This window comes from Microbacterium oxydans (assembly GCF_006540085.1).
GTDB lineage: Bacteria > Actinomycetota > Actinomycetes > Actinomycetales > Microbacteriaceae > Microbacterium > Microbacterium oxydans.
On record NZ_BJOG01000001.1, the window covers coordinates 1150342 to 1168988 of the forward strand.

General features: G+C 69.4%; 15 protein-coding genes. 12 read left to right on the top strand and 3 right to left on the bottom strand.

Features of this window, described 5'->3' with window-relative positions; all coding sequences use genetic code 11:
• The first annotated feature begins 11 nt into the window (after positions 1 to 11).
• Genes phnC through MOX01_RS05600 form a run of 4 tightly spaced genes read left to right on the top strand, consistent with a single transcriptional unit; the run spans position 12 to position 3289 of the window.
• Positions 12 to 815 carry a phosphonate ABC transporter ATP-binding protein gene (gene phnC / locus MOX01_RS05585; protein WP_174799751.1) on the top strand — a complete coding sequence of 268 codons (804 nt, stop codon included), beginning with the start codon at positions 12 to 14 and terminating at the stop codon, positions 813 to 815.
• Positions 812 to 1624, top strand: a complete 813-nt coding sequence (gene phnE / locus MOX01_RS05590) for a phosphonate ABC transporter, permease protein PhnE (protein WP_061015307.1) — start codon at positions 812 to 814, stop codon at positions 1622 to 1624. The genes phnC and phnE (MOX01_RS05590) overlap by 4 nt, the downstream gene beginning before the upstream one ends.
• A complete protein-coding gene (phnE, locus tag MOX01_RS05595) occupies positions 1621 to 2436 on the top strand; it encodes a phosphonate ABC transporter, permease protein PhnE (protein ID WP_058632122.1) in 816 nt (271 codons plus the stop codon). Before phnE (MOX01_RS05590) ends, phnE (MOX01_RS05595) begins: the two co-directional genes overlap by 4 nt.
• Entirely contained in the window at positions 2423 to 3289 is an 867-nt protein-coding gene (locus MOX01_RS05600; RefSeq protein ID WP_058632123.1) for a MurR/RpiR family transcriptional regulator, read from the top strand. Before phnE (MOX01_RS05595) ends, MOX01_RS05600 begins: the two co-directional genes overlap by 14 nt.
• 7 nt (positions 3290 to 3296) lie before the next feature.
• Here MOX01_RS05600 and MOX01_RS05605 read toward each other — a convergent pair whose 3' ends face one another.
• Complete coding sequence (locus MOX01_RS05605; protein WP_141368735.1) at positions 3297 to 4805, bottom strand: PucR family transcriptional regulator; 1509 nt, start codon at positions 4803 to 4805, stop codon at positions 3297 to 3299.
• Positions 4806 to 4903: 98 nt separating this feature from the next.
• Here MOX01_RS05605 and gabT point away from each other — a divergent pair, with 98 nt between their 5' ends.
• The 7 genes from gabT to MOX01_RS05640 all read left to right on the top strand — a co-directional run bounded on the left by gabT (position 4904) and on the right by MOX01_RS05640 (position 13696).
• Positions 4904 to 6271 carry a 4-aminobutyrate--2-oxoglutarate transaminase gene (gabT, locus tag MOX01_RS05610; protein WP_141368737.1) on the top strand — a complete coding sequence of 456 codons (1368 nt, stop codon included), beginning with the start codon at positions 4904 to 4906 and terminating at the stop codon, positions 6269 to 6271.
• A gap of 107 nt (positions 6272 to 6378) precedes the next feature.
• Positions 6379 to 7761 carry a flavin monoamine oxidase family protein gene (locus MOX01_RS05615; protein ID WP_141368739.1) on the top strand — a complete coding sequence of 461 codons (1383 nt, stop codon included), beginning with the start codon at positions 6379 to 6381 and terminating at the stop codon, positions 7759 to 7761.
• The gene (locus MOX01_RS05620) at positions 7761 to 8645 is read left to right on the top strand and encodes a universal stress protein (RefSeq protein ID WP_113680748.1); all 885 of its coding nucleotides are present in this window, start codon (positions 7761 to 7763) and stop codon (positions 8643 to 8645) included. The genes MOX01_RS05615 and MOX01_RS05620 overlap by 1 nt, the downstream gene beginning before the upstream one ends.
• Positions 8645 to 10192 (top strand): APC family permease, encoded by a 1548-nt coding sequence (locus tag MOX01_RS05625; RefSeq protein WP_046747856.1) that lies wholly within the window; start codon positions 8645 to 8647, stop codon positions 10190 to 10192. The genes MOX01_RS05620 and MOX01_RS05625 overlap by 1 nt, the downstream gene beginning before the upstream one ends.
• Positions 10193 to 10214: 22 nt before the next feature.
• Positions 10215 to 11681, top strand: a complete 1467-nt coding sequence (locus MOX01_RS05630) for an NAD-dependent succinate-semialdehyde dehydrogenase (RefSeq protein ID WP_058632127.1) — start codon at positions 10215 to 10217, stop codon at positions 11679 to 11681.
• A gap of 100 nt (positions 11682 to 11781) precedes the next feature.
• Entirely contained in the window at positions 11782 to 13146 is a 1365-nt protein-coding gene (locus MOX01_RS05635) for an NAD-dependent succinate-semialdehyde dehydrogenase (RefSeq protein WP_058632128.1), read from the top strand.
• 112 nt (positions 13147 to 13258) lie between these two features.
• Positions 13259 to 13696 (top strand): pyridoxamine 5'-phosphate oxidase family protein, encoded by a 438-nt coding sequence (locus tag MOX01_RS05640; protein ID WP_058632129.1) that lies wholly within the window; start codon positions 13259 to 13261, stop codon positions 13694 to 13696.
• Between the two features lie 52 nt (positions 13697 to 13748).
• On the opposite strand, the gene MOX01_RS19110 is transcribed toward MOX01_RS05640, so the two are convergent.
• On the bottom strand, positions 13749 to 13919 hold the full coding sequence (locus tag MOX01_RS19110) for a KOW domain-containing RNA-binding protein (protein WP_164734110.1): 171 nt from the start codon (positions 13917 to 13919) through the stop codon (positions 13749 to 13751).
• 176 nt (positions 13920 to 14095) lie between these two features.
• Here MOX01_RS19110 and poxB point away from each other — a divergent pair, with 176 nt between their 5' ends.
• Positions 14096 to 15820, top strand: a complete 1725-nt coding sequence (gene poxB / locus MOX01_RS05645; protein ID WP_046747860.1) for a ubiquinone-dependent pyruvate dehydrogenase — start codon at positions 14096 to 14098, stop codon at positions 15818 to 15820.
• 26 nt (positions 15821 to 15846) lie between these two features.
• On the opposite strand, the gene MOX01_RS05650 is transcribed toward poxB, so the two are convergent.
• The gene (locus tag MOX01_RS05650) at positions 15847 to 18645 is read right to left on the bottom strand and encodes a hypothetical protein (RefSeq protein WP_061015301.1); all 2799 of its coding nucleotides are present in this window, start codon (positions 18643 to 18645) and stop codon (positions 15847 to 15849) included.
• Positions 18646 to 18647 lie beyond the last annotated feature (2 nt).

An 18647-nucleotide genomic window follows, 5' to 3' on the forward strand; every position in this document is an offset into this window, starting at 1 on the left:
AGATCCAGCACGTGGACGCCGCAGCTTCGGTTGCGGCGTCCACGCCGTGGTCCATCCGCCTCGACGAGGTCACGGTGCGCTATCCCAACGGGACGGTCGGTCTGAACCGGGTGTCGCTCGACATCGAGGCCGGCGAGATGGTCGCCGTCGTCGGGCTCTCCGGCTCGGGCAAGTCCACCCTCATCCGCACGATCAACGGCCTCGTGCCGGTGACGAGCGGCGCCCTCGACGTGGGGGAGCACCGGGTGAGCGGCGCCTCGTCGCGCACCCTCCGCCGCCTCCGCGGCGACATCGGCATGGTCTTCCAGGGCTTCAACCTCGCGGGCCGCGCGAGCGTGCTGCAGAACGTGCTCGTCGGGCGCCTCGCCCACACGCCGCTCTGGCGCACGCTCCTGGGCGTCTACCGCGAGGCGGACAAGCAGCTTGCGTATCACGCGCTCGATCGTGTCGGCATCCTGCCAAAGCTGCACTCCCGCGCTTCCGAGCTCTCGGGCGGCCAGCAGCAGCGGGTCGCGATCGCCCGTGCCCTCGCCCAGGAGCCGCGCATCGTCCTCGCCGACGAGCCGGTCGCGAGCCTCGATCCGCCCACCGCGCACGGGGTGATGAACGACCTGCGCCGCATCAACCGGGATCTCGGGATCACGGTGCTCGTCAACCTGCACCTCCTCGACCTCGCCCGCGAGTACGGGGCGCGGATGATCGGCATGCGCGCCGGGGAGATCGTCTACGACGGGCCCGCCACCAGTGCGACGGACGCCGATTTCGAGAGCATCTACGGCCGCTCGCTCACGCCCGACGACCGGCTGGACGCATGAGCGGCGCCCAGAACGCGACCGTCCTCGACATTCCCGCCCGCCCGCGAGGAGCGTGGAAGGGGCCTGTGATCCTGGCCGCCGTCGTGACCGTCACAGTGGTGATGTGCCTGCCGGTGATCGGCATCGGCGTCGACTTCTCGGCCATCGCGCGCAACTGGCAGAACGGCGCCGACAAGATCGTGAAGCTGCTCCTGCCCGACTGGAGCTTCTTCCCCCGCACCGTCGCGCCCCTCATCGAGACCCTGCAGATGGCGGTGATCGCGACCGCCATCGGAGCCGCCGTGTCGCTGCCGCTCAGCTTCTGGGCCGCGCGTGCCACCAACCCGAACACCACGGCGCGCGTCATCGTGCGCGGCATCCTCAACGTCATCCGCAGCGTGCCCGACCTGCTGTATGCGGCGATCCTGGTCGCGATGGTCGGGGTCGGTGCGCTCCCCGGAATCCTGGCGCTGCTGCTGTTCAACGTCGGCATCATCGTCAAACTCGTCTCGGAGGCCATCGACACCAACGACCGCGGCCCCCTCGAGGCCGGACGCGCGGTGGGGGCGACGCAGGCGAAGATCAACCGTACGCTCGCGCTGCCCGACGCCTGGCCCGCCTTCGCGAATCAGACCCTGTACGTGTTCGAGCTGAACGTGCGCGCCTCGACCGTGCTCGGTCTCGTCGGCGCCGGAGGCATGGGGCTGCTGATCGACGCGGTGCGCACGTTCTACCGCTACGACCAGCTCTCGCTCATCATCCTGGAGATCCTCATCGTCGTCATCGTGATCGACCTCGTCTCGGACGCCATCCGACGGAGGCTCGTATGAGTGCGGCGCTCACCGTCATCCCCGCCAAGCCTCGCCGGCCCTGGCTGATCGCCGGATGGGCGCTCGTCACCGGCATCGTGGTCCTGGCGTTCTGGTCGATCGACATCGACTGGTCCCGCCTCTCCGATCTGCCGTCCGAGATCATCCGGTACACGTTCCTGATGTTCGCCGATCCGAACTGGGAGAAGCTGCCGGAGGCGCTGTGGCAGACGTGGCGGAGCATCGAGATGGCCTGGGTCGGCACGATCCTCGGCATCCTGCTCGCCACCCCGCTGAGCCTGGTCGCCGCGCGCGGATTCGGGCCCGCGTGGCTGCGGGCGCTCCTGCGCGGACTCTTCTCGCTGATCAGGGCGGTCCCGGAGATCATCATTGCGATCGTGATCCTCTCGGTCACCGGCCTCACCCCGTTCACCGGCGCGCTCGCCCTCGCCATCAACGGCGTCGGCACGCTCGGCAAATGGGGGTATGAGGCGGTCGAGGCCGTGCCCCGAGGTCCGATCGAGGCGGCGCGCGCGGCCGGTGGCGGCACGCTGCAGGTGCTGCGCTGGGGTGTGTGGCCGCAGGCCGAACCGGCGTTCTGGTCGTTCTGGCTGTACCGCTTCGAGATCAACGTGCGCTCCTCCGCGGTGCTGGGGCTCATCGGCGTCGGCGGAATCGGCGACATGCTCACCTCCTACACCCAGTACCGTGAGTGGTCGACGGTGGGTGTCCTGCTCATCGTGGTGGTCGTGGTGACGATGCTGATCGATGCGGCGTCCGGTGCGATCCGTCGCCGCATCATGGAGGGAGCCCGAGCCCGTGTTCTCGCCTAGCGCCCCGCCCACCGCACGCATCGCGGCCGTGCTCAACACCCTGCAGCCGGCCGAGCGCCGCGTCGCCGAGCTGATCGTCGAATCGGCCGACGAGGTCGTGGAGTGGACGGCGCAGGAGCTCGCCGATCGGGCCGGCGTCGGCCGCGCCACCGTGGTCCGCACCTGCCAGGGCATCGGCTATCGCGGTTATCCGCAGCTGCGGGTCGCGCTCGCCGCCGAACTCGGCAGCACGCCCGGGGAGGCGGCCGTCGACCACGGTCCCGGCGTGCTCGGACGCATGCGGGGGGAGATCGATCGTCTGGCGGGCTCCCTGCCGGCGCTCGCCAGCCTGCTCGACCCGGATGCTGTCGCCGAGGCCGTGCGCCTCTCGGCATCCGCCCGTCGTCTGCTCGTGCTCGCCAACGGACTGTCGTCGCCGATCGCCAACGACCTCGCCATGCGGCTGACTGCCGCCGGGCGGTCGGCGGAATTCATCGCCGACGCCATCGCCCAGCAGATCGCGGCCCGCCACCTCACGGCCGAAGACGTCTGCCTCGTGGTGAGCGGTTCCGGTGCGAACGAGGCGAGTCTGCGCGTCGCGACGGCGGCCGCGCGGGGCGGTGCGACCGTGATCGCCCTGACGTCGTTCGCCTCGTCGGCCTTGACCGAGGCGGCGTCGCTGTCGCTCGTGATCGCGCCGACCGGGGTGAGCTTCCGCGACGAGCTCGAGCACACCTCCCGCGTGGCCTACCTCGTGTTCGCCGAGGTGTTCGCCGCCGCGGTCGCGACCGAGCGTGGCGTGGATGCGGTCCAGGCGCGCGCCCACGCCCTCGAGGTCGTCTCCGCGAACCTCGGCGAGGGATCCACCGACTGACCAGGCATCAATCCCGAGCGGTCTGCAGGATCGTCCAGAGCTCGGCGCGAGCCGGGAAGGTCGACAGGTCGATGTCGAGCAGCGCGCCCGCGTGGGCGATGCGGGAGCGCAGGGTGTGTCGGTGCACCCCGAGAGCGTTCGCGGCGGATTCGGCCTTCGCATCGTGCTCGAGCCAGGTGCGCAGCGAGCCCTCGAGGTCGGCGCCGGTGCGGGCATCGTGCTCGCGCACCGGGGCGAGTCGAGACTCGGCGACCAGGCGGGCCTCGTCGGTCGCGAGGGCGGTGAGGATGCTCGACCCCACGGTGTCGGCGTACCGGGCGACCCCGTGCGAGCCCTGCTGGCGCAGCGCGGTGAGTGCCTGCGCATGGGCACGGGCGAACGAATCGTAGCCCTCCGAATCGGAGACGCCGATGCGGATGCCGAACCGCGCGGCGACCTCATCGAGCAGCCCTTCGTCGGCGACCGACACGCACATCGTGACGCCGTCCTCCGACTCGGCCAGGAAGAAGGAGGTGCCGTGTTCGGACCGATGTCGCTCCCACCAGTCGGCCAGGGGTCCCGCAGGGGCGTCGGCCGCGACCGCGACCAGCACGGGCGCGGGTGGCAGGCTTCCCAGCACCCGCCTGGCGAGAGAGGGGTCGTCGGCGAGGAGAGAGCCGAGGAGCTGGGTGTGCAGGCGGCGTCGGCTGCGCGCCAGCTGCTCGCTCTGCTCCATCGCGAGTCCCGCCATGGCGATGACCGATGTCACGACCGAACGTGCTTCGGGGTCGAGCGTCTCGATGGCCAGGGCGATGACGCCGCGCAGGTGTCCGCCGCGGCCCACCGTGAACAGCATGAACGAGTGACCCTCGATGCTGAGCGACTGCCCGGCCTCGAGCCCCCGCGTGAGGATCTCGACCACGCGGGAGCCGAGTTCGTGGAGCACACGCGCCTCGATGGCGTCACGCGGGTGAGCGAACGTGAGGGCTCCGGCGGCGTCGAACATGCCAGACCAGACGTCGAGCCGACGCCCGAGCTCCGCGATCGTCGCGTCGAGGCCGTGCGGACGGAGGGCGGCGAGGGCCAGAGCGCGCTGCGTGTCGAGTGCCCATGACCGTCGTGCATAGGCCTGAGCCGCGATGGCCTCGGAGTGTGCACGTGCGACGGCGATGAACGGGGTGCGGTACGGTACGGCGAACAGGGGCATCCCGTGCACAGCGCAGGCCTCGACGAGCTCGTCGGGGATCCCTGAGCGATGCACCTCGGTACCGAACCCCAGGCCGATCACGCCGCGGTCTGCGAGTCGCCCGACATACGTGTCGATGCTCACGGCCTCGTCGAACTGCGTCCCCGTGGTCAGCAGTGCCAGGTCTTCCGAGAGGAACGGGGTCGGGTCGGCGAGGTCGGAGCTGTGCACCCAGCGCAGGGGGCGGTCGAGAGCGCCTTCCGGGATGTCGGCTTCGCGAGGCACGAGCGAGAGCCCGAGGTCACGACGCTGCAGCAGCGCACGCAGGGTCGGCTGAGCGGTGACGGCCATGACATCCTCCGGAACTTATACACGCAGGCGAACTGACGCTACAGATTGTACAGACCGGTGAATGCAGCAGTCTCGGTCACCGCCGTACGCTCGCGAACATGGCACTCCTCGACACCGCAGCCCCCGCAGTCCCTCTCGGTGGACCCGACCTCCCGCAGGAGCGTCGCCTGGTCACGGACCTCCCCGGCCCCCGTTCGGCCGAGATCCTCGCGCGCAAGGCGGACGCCGTCGCCGCGGGTGTCGGACACACGGTTCCGATCGCGGCCGTCGCCGCGGGCGGCGGAGTGGTCGTCGACGCCGACGGCAACTCGCTCATCGACCTCGGTTCCGGCATCGCCGTGACCACGGTGGGCAACGCGCACCCCAAGGTCGCTGCGGCCGTCGCCGCTCAGGCCGCGCAGTTCACGCACACCTGCTTCATGATCTCGCCGTACGAGTCCTACGTGGGCGTGGCCGAAGCACTCAACCGCGTCACCCCCGGCGACTTCGCCAAGAAGAGCGCCCTGTTCAACTCGGGCGCCGAAGCGGTCGAGAACGCGATCAAGATCGCCCGCAAGCACACCGGTCGCCAGGCCGTCGTCGCATTCGACCACGGCTACCACGGCCGCACGAACCTGACCATGGCGCTCACCGCCAAGTCGATGCCCTACAAGAGCGGCTTCGGCCCGTTCGCCCCCGAGGTGTACCGCGCGCCGATGTCGTACCCCTTCCGCGACGGACTCGACGGGCGCGAGGCCGCGGCCCGCGTGATCCTCCAGCTCGAGAAGCAGATCGGTGCCGACAACCTGGCCGCGGTCATCATCGAGCCCATTCAGGGCGAGGGTGGCTTCATCGTCCCGGCCGACGGCTTCCTCCCCGCGATCGTCGACTGGTGCCGCGCGAACGGCGTCGTCTTCATCGCCGACGAGGTGCAGACCGGCTTCGCCCGTACCGGTCATATGTTCGCGAGCGAGATCTTCGGCATCGAGCCCGACCTGATCACCACGGCCAAGGGCATCGCCGGCGGCCTCCCGCTCGCCGCCGTCACCGGTCGTTCCGAGATCATGGACGCCTCGCACTCCGGCGGTCTCGGCGGCACCTACGGCGGCAACCCGATCGCCTGTGCCGCGGCCCTCGCCTCGATCGACGTGTTCGAGAACGACGGCGTCATCGAGCGGGCACGCGAGATCGGCACCATCCTCATCGACCGTCTCACCGCGATCCAGCAGAACGACCCGCGCGTCGGAGACATCCGCGGCCACGGCGCCATGATCGCCGCCGAGTTCGTGGATCCCGAGACCAAGGCGCCGAACGCCGCTCTCACGGCGGCCGTCGCGAAGGCGTGCATCGCGCAGGGCGTCATCGTCCTCACCTGCGGCACCTACGGCAACGTCATCCGCTTCCTTCCTCCGCTCTCGATCGGCGACGACCTGCTGAACGAGGGACTCGACATCGTGGCCGCTGCGCTGGCCGGAGCCGCCGAATAACATGCAGGCCGCGCTCCCGCGCGGCCTGACCCCCTGTCCGGTCGCGACCCCAATCGGGGGATTTCGGGTCGCGACCGGCACTACTTCCCCCAACGAAGGAGTTGCAGATGTCTGAGATCACCCGCGACGTACTCATCATCGGTGCCGGAGCCGCAGGGCTCACGGCCGCGAACGACCTGCGCAAGGCCGGCCTGTCGGTCGCCGTGCTGGAGGCCCGCGACCGCGTGGGCGGCCGCCTGTGGACCGACGTCATCGACGGTGCCATGCTCGAGATCGGCGGCCAGTGGGTCTCGCCCGACCAGGACGCGCTCAAGGACACGATCGAGGAGCTGGGCCTCGAGACCTACAGCCGTTACCGCGAGGGTGACAGCGTCTACGTCGGACCCGACGGGAAGACCCACCGCTTCACGGGGGAGATGTTCCCCGTCTCGCCGGAGACCGAGGCCGTGATCGCCCGCATCACCGGCATCCTCGACGCGCTGGTCGCGGAGATCGACCCCGATCAGCCGTGGGCGCACCCCAAGGCCGAGGAGTGGGACTCCATCACCTGGGATGCCTGGCTGCGTTCGCAGACCGACGACGACGAGGCCGTGCGCAACCTCGCCTTCGCCACGGGCTCCGCGATGCTCACCAAACCCACGCACTCGTTCTCGCTCCTGCAGTCGCTCCTGATGGCCGCGTCCGCCGGTTCTTACTCGAACCTGGTCGACGCCGACTTCATCCTCGACAAGCGCGTCGTGGGCGGTCTCCAGCAGGTGCCGCTGCGCCTTGCCGAGCGTCTGGGCGACGACGTGCTGCTGAACCAGCCCGTCCGCCGCCTCGAGTGGTCGGATGCCGGTGTGGTCGCCGTCACCGACGAGCTCACCGTGCGCGCCCGTCACGCGATCCTCGCGCACGCACCGGTTCTCTACAGCCGCATCTCGTTCGACCCGCCGCTGCCACGCCGCCAGCACCAGCTGCACCAGCACCTCTCGATGGGCTTCGTCATCAAGGTGCACGCCGTGTACGACCGGCCGTTCTGGCGCGAGCAGGGTCTCAGCGGCACCGCGTTCAGCCCGTACGAACTGTCGCACGAGGCCTACGACAACACCAACCACGGCGATGAGCGTGGCACCCTGGTCGGCTTCGTCTCCGACGCCAACGCCGACGGTGTCTTCGAGCTCTCGCCCGAGGAGCGCAAGGAGCGCATCCTCGAGTCGCTGTCGCACTACTACGGCCCCGAGGCCAAGAACCCGGTCGTCTACTACGAGAGCGACTGGGGCAGCGAGGAGTGGACGCGCGGCGCCTATGCCGCCAGCTTCGACATGGGCGGCCTGCACCGCTACGGCGCCGACCTGCGCACCGCGGTCGGACCGATCCACTTCGCGTGCAGCGACATGGCAGGCGCCGGGTATCAGCACGTGGACGGTGCGATCCGGATGGGACACCTGGTCGCCTCCAACATCGTCGATGCGAGTCGTGAGGCCGGCGCTGTCGAGAGCAGCAGCTGATGACCGGGTCGGTCGTCGTCGGATACACGGCGACGGACGCGGGAGCGGATGCCGCAGCGCTGGGTGCGCGCATCGCCCGCAGCCTGGGAGCGACCCTGCACCTGGTGATCGTGCTGCCCAACGAGGGCACGCGCAGCGCCGCGGTGCCGCCGGAGCGCGCCTACGAGGAGCACATCCGCTCGCAGGCCAAGAAGTGGCTCGGCGACGCCGTCGTCCGGTTGCCGCAGGAGCTGATCCGCAGCGGACACGTCCGCTTCTCCGAGTCCTTCGCCGAGGGGCTCATCGCCGCCGGTGAGGAGTTCGGCGCACGTCTGATCGTGATCGGCGCGGCGGGCGGCGGCATCTTCGGGCGCCACCGTCTCGGCAGCGTGGCCTCCGAGCTGCTGCACTCGTCGACCATCCCGGTCGCCCTGGCACCTGCCGGCACCGCGCAGCAGGACGACCACGTCATCCCGCGTGTCACGGTCGCGGTCGGCTCACGGCCGGGCGCGGACGCGCTGCTCGACGAAGCGGTGTCGCTCGCCGGAGACAGCGGTGTCGATCTGCGACTCGTCTCCCTCGTGCCGTTCGACGTGCCACCCGGACTCGACACGGGAGCCATCCGCACCGTAGGGGACACGCACGGTCGAGAGGTTCTCGCGATGGCGACCGAGCTCCTTCCGGACGGGCGCACCGCCGCGGTCGAGAAGGCCCCAGGCGACACGGTCGAGGATGCGGTCGCGAACCTCTCCTGGCTTCCCGGTGAGGTCATCCTGGTCGGATCGAGCCGGCTGGCACAGCCGCGCCGACTGTTCCTGGGCTCCACGGCGGCGAAGATGCTGCACGTTCTGCCCGTCCCCATGATCGTCGTCCCGCGCACCCGCAACGAAGCAGGAGAACGCTGATGAGCAGCACCCACCGGGCGACGGAGCCCGAATCCGGCGTCACCACCGGGATCTCCACCAAGGGCCTGAGCGCCGGAACGGTCGGCCTGATCGGCGCGGTCGTGATCGGCATCTCGTGCATCGCGCCCGCCTACACGTTCACGGCGGCCGTCGGACCCGTGGCCTCCACCGTCGGGTCCCAGATCCCGGCGATCATCCTCGTCGGGTTCATCCCGATGCTCCTGGTCGCCTTCGGCTACCGCGAGCTCAACAACCGGATGCCCGACTCCGGCACGTCGTTCACCTGGGCGGCCCGTGCCTTCGGTCCCTGGGTGGGCTGGATGGCCGGCTGGGGCCTCGTCGTCGCCACGATCCTCGTGCTGTCCAACCTCGCTGGCATCGCCGTGGACTTCCTCTTCCTGCTGATCTCGCAGATCACGGGCAACCCCGACATCGCCTCCCTCGCGAGCGTCACCTGGATCAACATCGGCGTGTGCCTGCTGTTCATGCTCGGCGCGACGTGGATCTCGTACCGCGACATGCAGACGACGCAGAAGCTGCAGTACTGGCTCGTCAGCTTCCAGATCCTCGTGCTGCTGTTCTTCGCCGGGGCCGCGATCGTGCAGGCGGTGAACGGCAACGGCTTCGACTACCAGCCGTTCGACCTCGGCTGGTTCAACCCGTTCGCGATCTCGTCGTTCAGCGCCGTCGCCGCCGGCCTCTCCCTGTCGATCTTCATCTTCTGGGGCTGGGACGTCACCCTCACCATGAACGAGGAGACCAAGGATCCGGAGAAGACCCCGGGGCGTGCCGCCACCGTCACGGTGCTCATGATCGTCTCCCTGTACCTGCTGCTGGCGGTCGCGATGATCATGTTCGCCGGCGTCGGCACCGGAGCGTTGGGCCTCGGCAACGAGGACATCCAGGAGAACGTGTTCTTCCACCTCTCCGGCCCGATCCTCGGCCCGCTCGCGTTCCTCGTGTCGCTCGCGGTGCTGACCAGTTCGGCATCGTCGCTGCAGTCCACGTTCGTGGGTCCCGCGCGCACCCTGCTGGCGATGGGGCACTACGGCGCACTGCCCAAGTCGTTCGCGAAGGTCAGCCCGCGGTTCTTCACCCCGGGGTACGCGACCATCGCCTCCGCCATCGTGGCATCGGCCTTCTACGCCGTGATGCGCATCGTCAGCGAGGACACGCTGTGGGACACCATCCTGACGCTCGGCATGATGATCTGCTTCTACTACGGGATCACCGCATTCGCCTGCGTCTGGTACTTCCGCAAGCAGTGGTTCGACTCGACGCGGAACTTCTTCTTCACGTTCCTGTTCCCGCTGGTCGGCGGCGCGATCCTCGCGGTGCTGTTCTTCACCACGCTGATCGACTCGATGGACCCGGCCTACGGCTCCGGCTCGCAGATCGGCGGGGTCGGCATCGTGTTCATCCTCGGCATGCTGATCATCGTCGTCGGCATCGTCGTCATGATCTGGAACGCGATCAGACGGCCCGCCTTCTTCCGCGGACAGACCCTGGGCATCGACGCACCGCCCAGTCGACGCAAGCGCTCCTAGCCCTCCTCACAGAAAGAGAATCATGAGCACTCAGACCGAACAGGCGCTCCTGGACAGCATCCCCACCGGACTCTTCATCGGGGGCCAGTGGATCGACGGCGAGACCGGCGGCACCTTCGATGTGAAGGACCCCGCGACCGGTTCCGTGATCCGCACCATCGCCGACGCGACGCCCGGCGACGGCATCCGCGCCCTCGACGCCGCGGTCGCCGCGCAGGACGCCTGGGCCGCGACGGCTCCGCGCGTGCGCAGCGAGATCCTCCGCAAGTCCTTCGACCTCGTTCAGGAGCACAAGGAGGATCTGGCCCTTCTGATGACGCTCGAGATGGGCAAGCCTCTCGCCGAAGCACGTGGCGAGGTCGGCTACGGCGGGGAGTTCCTGCGCTGGTTCAGCGAGGAGGCCGTGCGCATCAGCGGTCGCTACGGCATCAACCCCGAGGGCACCGGCCACATGGTCGTATCGCAGCGCCCGGTCGGACCGTCGTTCTTCGTGACGCCGTGGAACTTCCCGTTCGCCATGGCCACCCGCAAGATCGCCCCCGCACTCGCAGCGGGCTGCACCGTCGTGATCAAGCCCCCGGCACTCACGCCCCTGACGACCATGTACTTCGTCTCGCTGCTCGAGCAGGCAGGCCTTCCCGCCGGTGTCGTGAACGTCGTGCAGACGTCGAAGTCGAGTGCGCTGTCGGCGCCCATCATCGCCGACCCGCGCCTGCGCAAGCTCTCCTTCACCGGGTCGACCGAGGTGGGCCGCAAGCTCATCGCCCAGGCGGCCGAAGGCGTGCTGCGCGTGTCGATGGAACTGGGCGGCAACGCTCCGTTCGTGGTGTTCGACGACGCCGACCTCGACAAGGCCGTGGACGGTGCGCTGGCCGCGAAGTTCCGCAACATCGGCCAGGCCTGCACGGCCGCGAACCGCTTCATCGTGCACAAGGACGTCGCCGGGGAATTCGCCAAGCGCGTGACCGAGCGCGTCAACGGCATGAAGATCGGCCGCGGCACGGAAGAGGGCGTGGCGATCGGACCGCTCATCGACGAGGACGCTGTGGCCAAGGCCGGCGAGCTCGTGGACGATGCGGTCGAACGCGGTGCGACCCTGCTCGCCGGCGGCAAGGCCGTCGAGGGCACCGGCACGTTCTACGAGCCCACCGTGCTCACCGACGTGGTCGCCGGAAGCGCGATCCTCCGCGAGGAGATCTTCGGACCGGTGCTCGCGATCGCGACCTTCGAGACCGAGGAAGAGGCCGTGCGCCTGGCGAACGACACCGAGTACGGGCTCGTGTCGTATGTGTTCACCGAGAACCTGCAGCGCGGGCAGCGGATGATCGACGGGCTCGAGACCGGCATGATGGGTCTCAACGTGGGAGTGGTCTCGAATGCGGCCGCACCCTTCGGAGGCGTCAAGCAGTCCGGCGTCGGACGCGAGGGCGGCTTCGAGGGCATCCACGAGTACCTGTCCACCAAGTACACGCTGATCCCGGTCTCCTGACCTTCCGGGTGGGTCCCTGAGCTTGTCGAAGGGCCCACCCCACCCGAACGGCCTGGGTCCCTGAGCCTGTCGAAGGGACCCGCACACGAGAGGACAACCCATGACCGACTACGCCGTCATCAACCCCGCCACCGGAGAGACGCTGGCGTCCTTCGACACCTTCACCGACGCTCAGATCGAAGAGGCCGTGGCCGCGGCCGACGAAGCCCACCGCGGGTGGTCGCGTTCGTCGACGGTCGCAGAGCGCGCTGCCCTCGTCCGCCGTGCGGCCGAGCTGCACCGCGAGCGCCGCGAGGAGCTCGCGGACATCTTCGTGCGCGAGATGGGCAAGCCCCGCGAGGCCGCGCTCGGTGAGGTCGACTTCGCCGCGGACATCGCCGAGTACTACGCCGACCAGGCGGAGTCGATCATGGCCGACCAGCCGATCGCGATCCTGGGGGAGGGGTCGGCCATCATCCGCCGCTCCTCGCTCGGTCCGCTCGTCGGCATCATGCCGTGGAACTTCCCGGCGTACCAGATCGTGCGCTTCGCCGCGCCCAACCTCATCGTGGGCAACACGATCCTGCTCAAGCCCGCACCGCAGTGCCCGGAGTCGTCGACCGCGATCGAGAAGATCTACCACGACGCCGGCTTCCCGAAGGGCGCCTACCAGAACGTGCTCGCCACGAACGAGCAGATCGCGACCATGATCGCCGATCCGCGCGTGCAGGGCGTCTCGCTCACCGGTTCCGAGCGCGCAGGCGCCGCGGTCGCCGAGATCGCGGGCCGCAACCTCAAGAAGGTCGCGCTCGAGCTGGGCGGCTCCGACCCCTTCATCGTGCTGTCGACCGACGACCTCGACGCCACCGTCCAGGCCGGCGTCGATGCGCGTCTGGACAACAACGGCCAGGCCTGCAACGGCGCCAAGCGCTTCATCGTCGTCGACGGTCTCTACGACGCGTTCGTGGAGAAGTTCACGGCGGCGATGGCCGCGGTCGAGGCGACCGACCCCATGCGCGACGACACGGTGCTCGGTCCGGTGTCGTCCGAGACCGCGGCGGAGAACCTGCAGAAGCAGATCGATCAGGCCGTCGAGCAGGGCGCCACGCTGCTCACGGGTGGCACCCGCGACGGTGCGTTCTTCGCTCCGACCGTGCTGGCCGACGTGACGCCGGAGATGAACGTCTACCGTGAGGAGCTCTTCGGACCGGCAGCCGTCGTCTACCGCGTGGCGGATGAGGACGCAGCGGTCGAGCTCGCGAACGACACCACGTTCGGGCTCGGCTCGTACGTCTTCACGACGGATGCGGAGCAGGCCGAGCGCGTCGCCGACAAGATCGAGGCGGGCATGGTCTACGTCAACCTCGTGCTGGCGGACAGCCCCGAACTGCCCTTCGGCGGCGTCAAGCGCAGCGGCACCGCCCGTGAGCTGGGACACCTCGCCGCAGACGAGTTCGTCAACAAGAAGCTCATCCGCATCGGCTGAGCGTGCGACGGACGGCCCCTCGCAGAGCGCGAGGGGCCGTCCGCATGCCCGCCTCGTGTTGCGGGACGGGACGCCCTGTCGGCGGGGACACCGGGTGAGGGACAATGGCCGCATGAGCGCGCACACCGATCCCATCGAGACGCTGACCACCGAACAGAGCTGGGAGCGGCTCCGCACGCAGGAGCTCGGCCGGCTCGTCACCCACGTGGGGGAGACGATCGACATCTTCCCCGTGAACTTCGTGGTCGACGGGGACGGCATCCTGTTCCGCACCGCACCCGGCAGCAAGCTGTTCGAGCTCACGGTGAACACCGATGTGCTGTTCGAGGTCGATGACCACACCGACACGGACGCCTGGAGCGTGATCGTGCGAGGCCACGCGAGTGCGTTGGAGTCGGACGCCGACGTGCACAGGGCGGATGCGGCCGGCCTCCGCCCATGGATCCCCACCCTCAAACGGGTCTATGTGCGCATCGCCCCGACGTCGGTTTCGGGGCGGGCCTTCCGTCGCAGTGCCGAGCCGGAGCTCGACGGGCCCCAGGAGTACTGACTGACCGTCAGGCCGATAACCGTCAGGCCCATAACCGTCAGGCCGAGAACCGTCAGGCCGAGAAGAGCTTCAGGTCGGTCGGGGTGAAGTAGTTCTGGGTCACATCGGTGATCCGCACGAGGAACTTCCCCCGCTTCTCGTCGATCGAGACGACCGTCCCGACATTGCCTGTCATCGTCGGTCCAGTGATCTGCACGGTGTCCCCGATGGCGAATTCGTTCATGGGAGTTCCTCTCCTTGCCGTACTGCTCCGGATCGGTACAGCACTCCGGTTCTTCTGATGGTCCGAGGCTAGATCGAGTGCGGTTGTGGAGACAGTGCCAGACGTCGCCATTTCGGGTGACATCTGTCACGGGTCCGGACGAGCCTCGCGCCCGCCCCCGGGCGTAGGGTCGAAGCATGGCAAACGTCGCTGAGAACATCGTCAAGACTCTGCACGCCAACGGGATCGACCGTGTCTACGGCATTCCCGGGGACTCGTTGAACGGCTTCACGGACGCGCTCCGCAAGGACGGCACGATCCGCTGGGTGCATGTGCGGCACGAGGAGTCCGCCGCCTTCGCCGCCGCCGCCGATGCCGCCACCACGGGCGAGCTCGCCGTGGTCGCGGGCTCCTGCGGGCCGGGCAACCTGCATCTCATCAACGGCCTGTACGACGCGAACCGCTCCCGCGTCCCCGTGCTCGCGATCGCCGCGCACATCCCCACGACCGAGATCGGCACCGGGTACTTCCAGGAGACGCACCCGCAGGAGCTCTTCCGCGAGTGCAGCGTGTACGTGGAGTATGTCGCCGACCCGAAGCAGATGCCGCGCCTGATGGAGATCGCCATGCGCGCAGCGATCGAGGAGCGCGGTGTCGCCGTCCTCGTGATCCCCGGTGACGTCGCCCTCGCCGACATCGCCGACGACCGCGCCGTCGTGATCGAGCGCGCCCGCCCCGTGGTGGTCCCCAACGGCGCAGAGCTCGAGAAGGCGGCGACGCTGCTGAACGCGGCGAAGAACGTCACGATCCTCGCCGGCGCCGGGGTCGAAGGCGCCCACGACGAGGTGATCGCGCTCGCCGACAAGCTGGGTGCTCCCATCGTCCACGCCCTTCGCGGCAAGGAGTTCATCGAGTACGACAACCCCTTCGACGTCGGGATGACGGGACTGCTCGGTTTCGCGTCCGGCTACCGCGCGATGGAGGCCGCCGACGCGCTGCTGGTGCTCGGCAGCGACTTCCCGTACGAGCAGTTCTACCCTGACGGTGCGAAGACGATCCAGGTCGACATTCGCGGCGCACAGCTCGGCAAACGGCATCCGCTCGATCTGGGACTGGTCGGCGACGTCCGGGCCACGGCCGAGGCGCTGCTGCCGAGGATCGCGCGCAAGGACGATCGCGGTCACCTCGACGACGCGATCGCGCACTACCGCAAGACCCGCAAGAAGCTCGACGAGCTGGCGGTGCCGGCGAAGGGGAAGCGCCCCATCCATCCGCAGTACCTCGCCAGGCTCCTGGACGAGTACGCGACCGATGACGCGATCTTCACCGCCGATGTCGGGTCACCGACCGTGTGGGCGGCGCGCTATCTCTCGATGACCGAGAACCGGCGCCTGATCGGCTCCTTCACCCACGGCTCGATGGCGAACGCGCTGATGCACGGCATCGGTGCGCAGGTCGCCCACCCCGACCGTCAGGTCGTCGCACTCGCGGGCGATGGCGGATTGGCGATGATGCTCGGCGAGCTGCTCACGCTGACGCAGAACAAGCTCCCGGTGAAGACGATCGTGGTCAACAACTCGTCGCTGAACTTCGTCGAGCTCGAGATGAAGGCCGCCGGCTTCGTCACCTACGGCACAGGACTGGACAACCCCAGCTTCGCCGCGATCGCCGAAGCCATGGGCATCTTCGCCCGTCGGGTGGAGCGCAGCGAAGACCTCCCTGATGCCGTGCGCGAGGTGCTGGCTCACGACGGTCCGGCCCTGCTCGACGTGGTCACAGAGCGGCAGGAGTTGTCCATGCCGCCGGCGATCGAGGCCGCGCAGGTCAAGGGCTTCGCGCTCTATGCGATCCGCACCGTGATGTCCGGACGCGGGGACGAGCTTCTCGACCTCGCGAAGGCGAACTGGCGCCAGCTCTTCTGAGCCGGCGCCACGCCGGGATCCGACGCTCAGCTCTCCAGGTGGGCGCGGATCTCGGCGGCCTCGCCGTGCCGCCCGAGCGCCTCGAACACGTTGCCGAGTTCGAGGGCCGCGACCTGCAGCAGCGGCGGGTGGCCGGCCGCGTGATCGATCGCGCTGCGGTACACCGGCACGGCGTCGGCTGAGCGGTCGTTGCCGGCGAGCACCCGCGCGGCGAACAGCTCGGAGCTTCCGGCCGCCCCCAGGTCTCCCAGTGCAGCGAAGCCGTCGGCCGCGGTGAGCGCGGCCGACACGGCCTCGTCGATGCGTCCGAGCTCAGCCAGAGCGCGTGCCCGTGAATCGGTGACATCGGCGAGCAGCCACCCGGCGTCGTGCTGCTGTGCGAGGGCGGCGACCTCGTCGAAGAGAGCGAACGCCCGCTCGTCGCCGCGCCCACCGTAGGCCTGCCCGAGGCTGTGCAGCACCTCGGTGAGCGCTCCGACGGCGTCCGGCGCGCGTCGGACGGTCTCGGCCGCGGATTCGAGCAGGGCGATCGCATCGTCGTGCTCGTCGAAACGCGCGAGGATCTTCGCCTGCTCGGTCATCGCCATCGCCTGGTCGGCGTGCTCCTCGGCCTGCCCGAACAGCTCGGAGGCGTAGCCGTGGGCGCCCACCGACTGGCCGAATTCCCCGGCCGCACTCAATGCGCGGGCGAGCATCGAAGCGGTCATCGCTCGAGAACCGGCGGGGACGTCGGCCTCCTCCTCGCGCTGCAGCACATCTCCGAAGAGCTCGGCGGCCTCCTCCGCATCACCGACCCGCAGCATGGCGCGGGCGAGTCGGAAGTCGAGTCCGGTCGTGTCGCCTCCCGCGTCGCCGCCGAGGCGAGCGGCGAGGCGATAGCGCGAGACGGCCTTCTCCGGCTCGTCGGCGTCCTCCCAGAGCGCGCCGGCGAGCAGATGGGCGTCGCCGAGTGCACGGGTCGCTCCCAGCTCGGCGAGCAGGCGGCAGGACTCGTCGGCGTCGACCGCCCCCTCGGCGTACGAGCTGGTGCCACCGCGCACGCGTGCGCGGGTCTGCAGGGCCTGCGCCCGGTGCCCCGTGCTGACGTCCTCCTGGGCGAGGAAGCGGTCCAGCAACGCGCTGCCGGCTTCGAGATCGCCCTTGCTCAGCACGGCCGAGATGGCCACCAGCGTCGTGGTGTTCGTCAGGCGGGTGTCGTCCGCTTCGGCGAATGACCGGGCGGCCACCTCCGCGTGGTCCAGCGCGGCGTCCGGCTCGCCGGACTGCAGGTGCAGGGCCGCGCGGCTGATCGCGAGGTCACCGCGCGTCCACGCGGGAAGCTCGTCCGATGCGCCGATCTCCTCTTCCAGAGCGGCGGTCGTCTCCGGCGTGTTCAGGCCGAATGTCGCGAGTCCGATGCGCTCCTCGAGGTCGGCCTGCGCCTCGTGCCCAGCGGCGCGGAGTGCGGCGATGCGCTCCGGCAGCAGCTGCAGGGCCTCGTCCGCGCGCTCCAGTGCGACCAGGATCCCCAGCCGCATGGACAGCAGCTGGGCGCGCTTGGCGGGATCTTCGACTTCGAGGGCGCGGGGCAGGGCTTCGAGCGTCTCGTGCTCGGCGCCGAACTGCGCGAGCTGCATGGCGCGCTCGAACCAGCCCTCTGCGTCGACCGGGGCGGTGGTGGAAGCAGGGGTGATGAAGGCGTCGGACCGGATCGGCACGTCGTAGCTCTCCTTCGCGAGTCCACGCATCCGCTGCAGGCTGCGGGCGTGGCCCTCGGTACCGTCGCGTTCGTCGAAGCCTCGGCCGATCCGCTCGGCGGCGGCCCACGAGGCGGCAGCCAGGTCGGCCGCGCCCCAGGCGCCGTCGTGCTCGCCGAAGAACGGCACGAGCGCAGGGGAGTCGGCTCCGCGCACCGGGGTGTCGCCGTGCCCGGCTGCCGTGACGCGGTCGAGCGCCACGGCGAGGGCGGCGAGGGCGGCGAAGTGCGCGTCGACGTTCAGGCCGTCGTGCGCGAGCCAGGAGATGTGCTTCTCGACCAGGGCGAGAGCACGCGCCTCGTTCCCGGTGACGGCTGCGAACACGATGTTGTTGGCGACGATGCGCAGGTTGTCCGGGTTGTCCTTGGCGAGGCGGTAGCTGCGCAGGTGGGCTGTCTTCGCCTCCTCGAGACGTCCGGCGCGCAGATAGGGGAGCAGCACGCGGGACAGAGCGTGCTCCGGCTCTTCGCCGCAGGAGAAGCCGCCTTCGATCATCTCCTCGACCAACACGATCGCCTCGGCGTCGCGATCGGTGTCGGCGAAGAATCCGGCGAACTGGCTGCGTCCGCACGCGTCGCAGTGGCTGTGGTCGTCGCGCGGCGTGGCCTCGAGCTGCACGCGGAGCGCCTCGGCCTCGTCCATGCGTCCGGCATCCCAGGCGTCTTCGAAACGAGCCGTGAGCACCCCGCTGACGCCGAGACCTGCGGCACGGTAGTGAGACTCCATGTCGTCGAGGACGGCGGCGATCTGCTCCTGGGAGAAAGCCGGAGAGGACCTCAGCGACGAGGCCATCCACTTGAACTGCCACATCAGATCGGCGCCGCCGTTGTCGAGGTCGGCGGGGAAGCGCTGCGGGTCCGCGTCGTGATGAGCGAGGCACCACGCGAACGAGTTCAGCATGACGTCGGTCGCACCGTTCATGTTCGCCGAGGCCGTCTGGCGCATCCTGGCCTCGTACTCGAGCCGCTCGTCGCCGATCTCCACCGCGAGGGCCACTGCCTCGGAGACCAGGGCCTGCTCTGCGGGACCCCAGGGAGTGCGATCGATCTCCTCGATCAGCTGCTGGAAGCGCTTCTTCGGACGTGCCATGG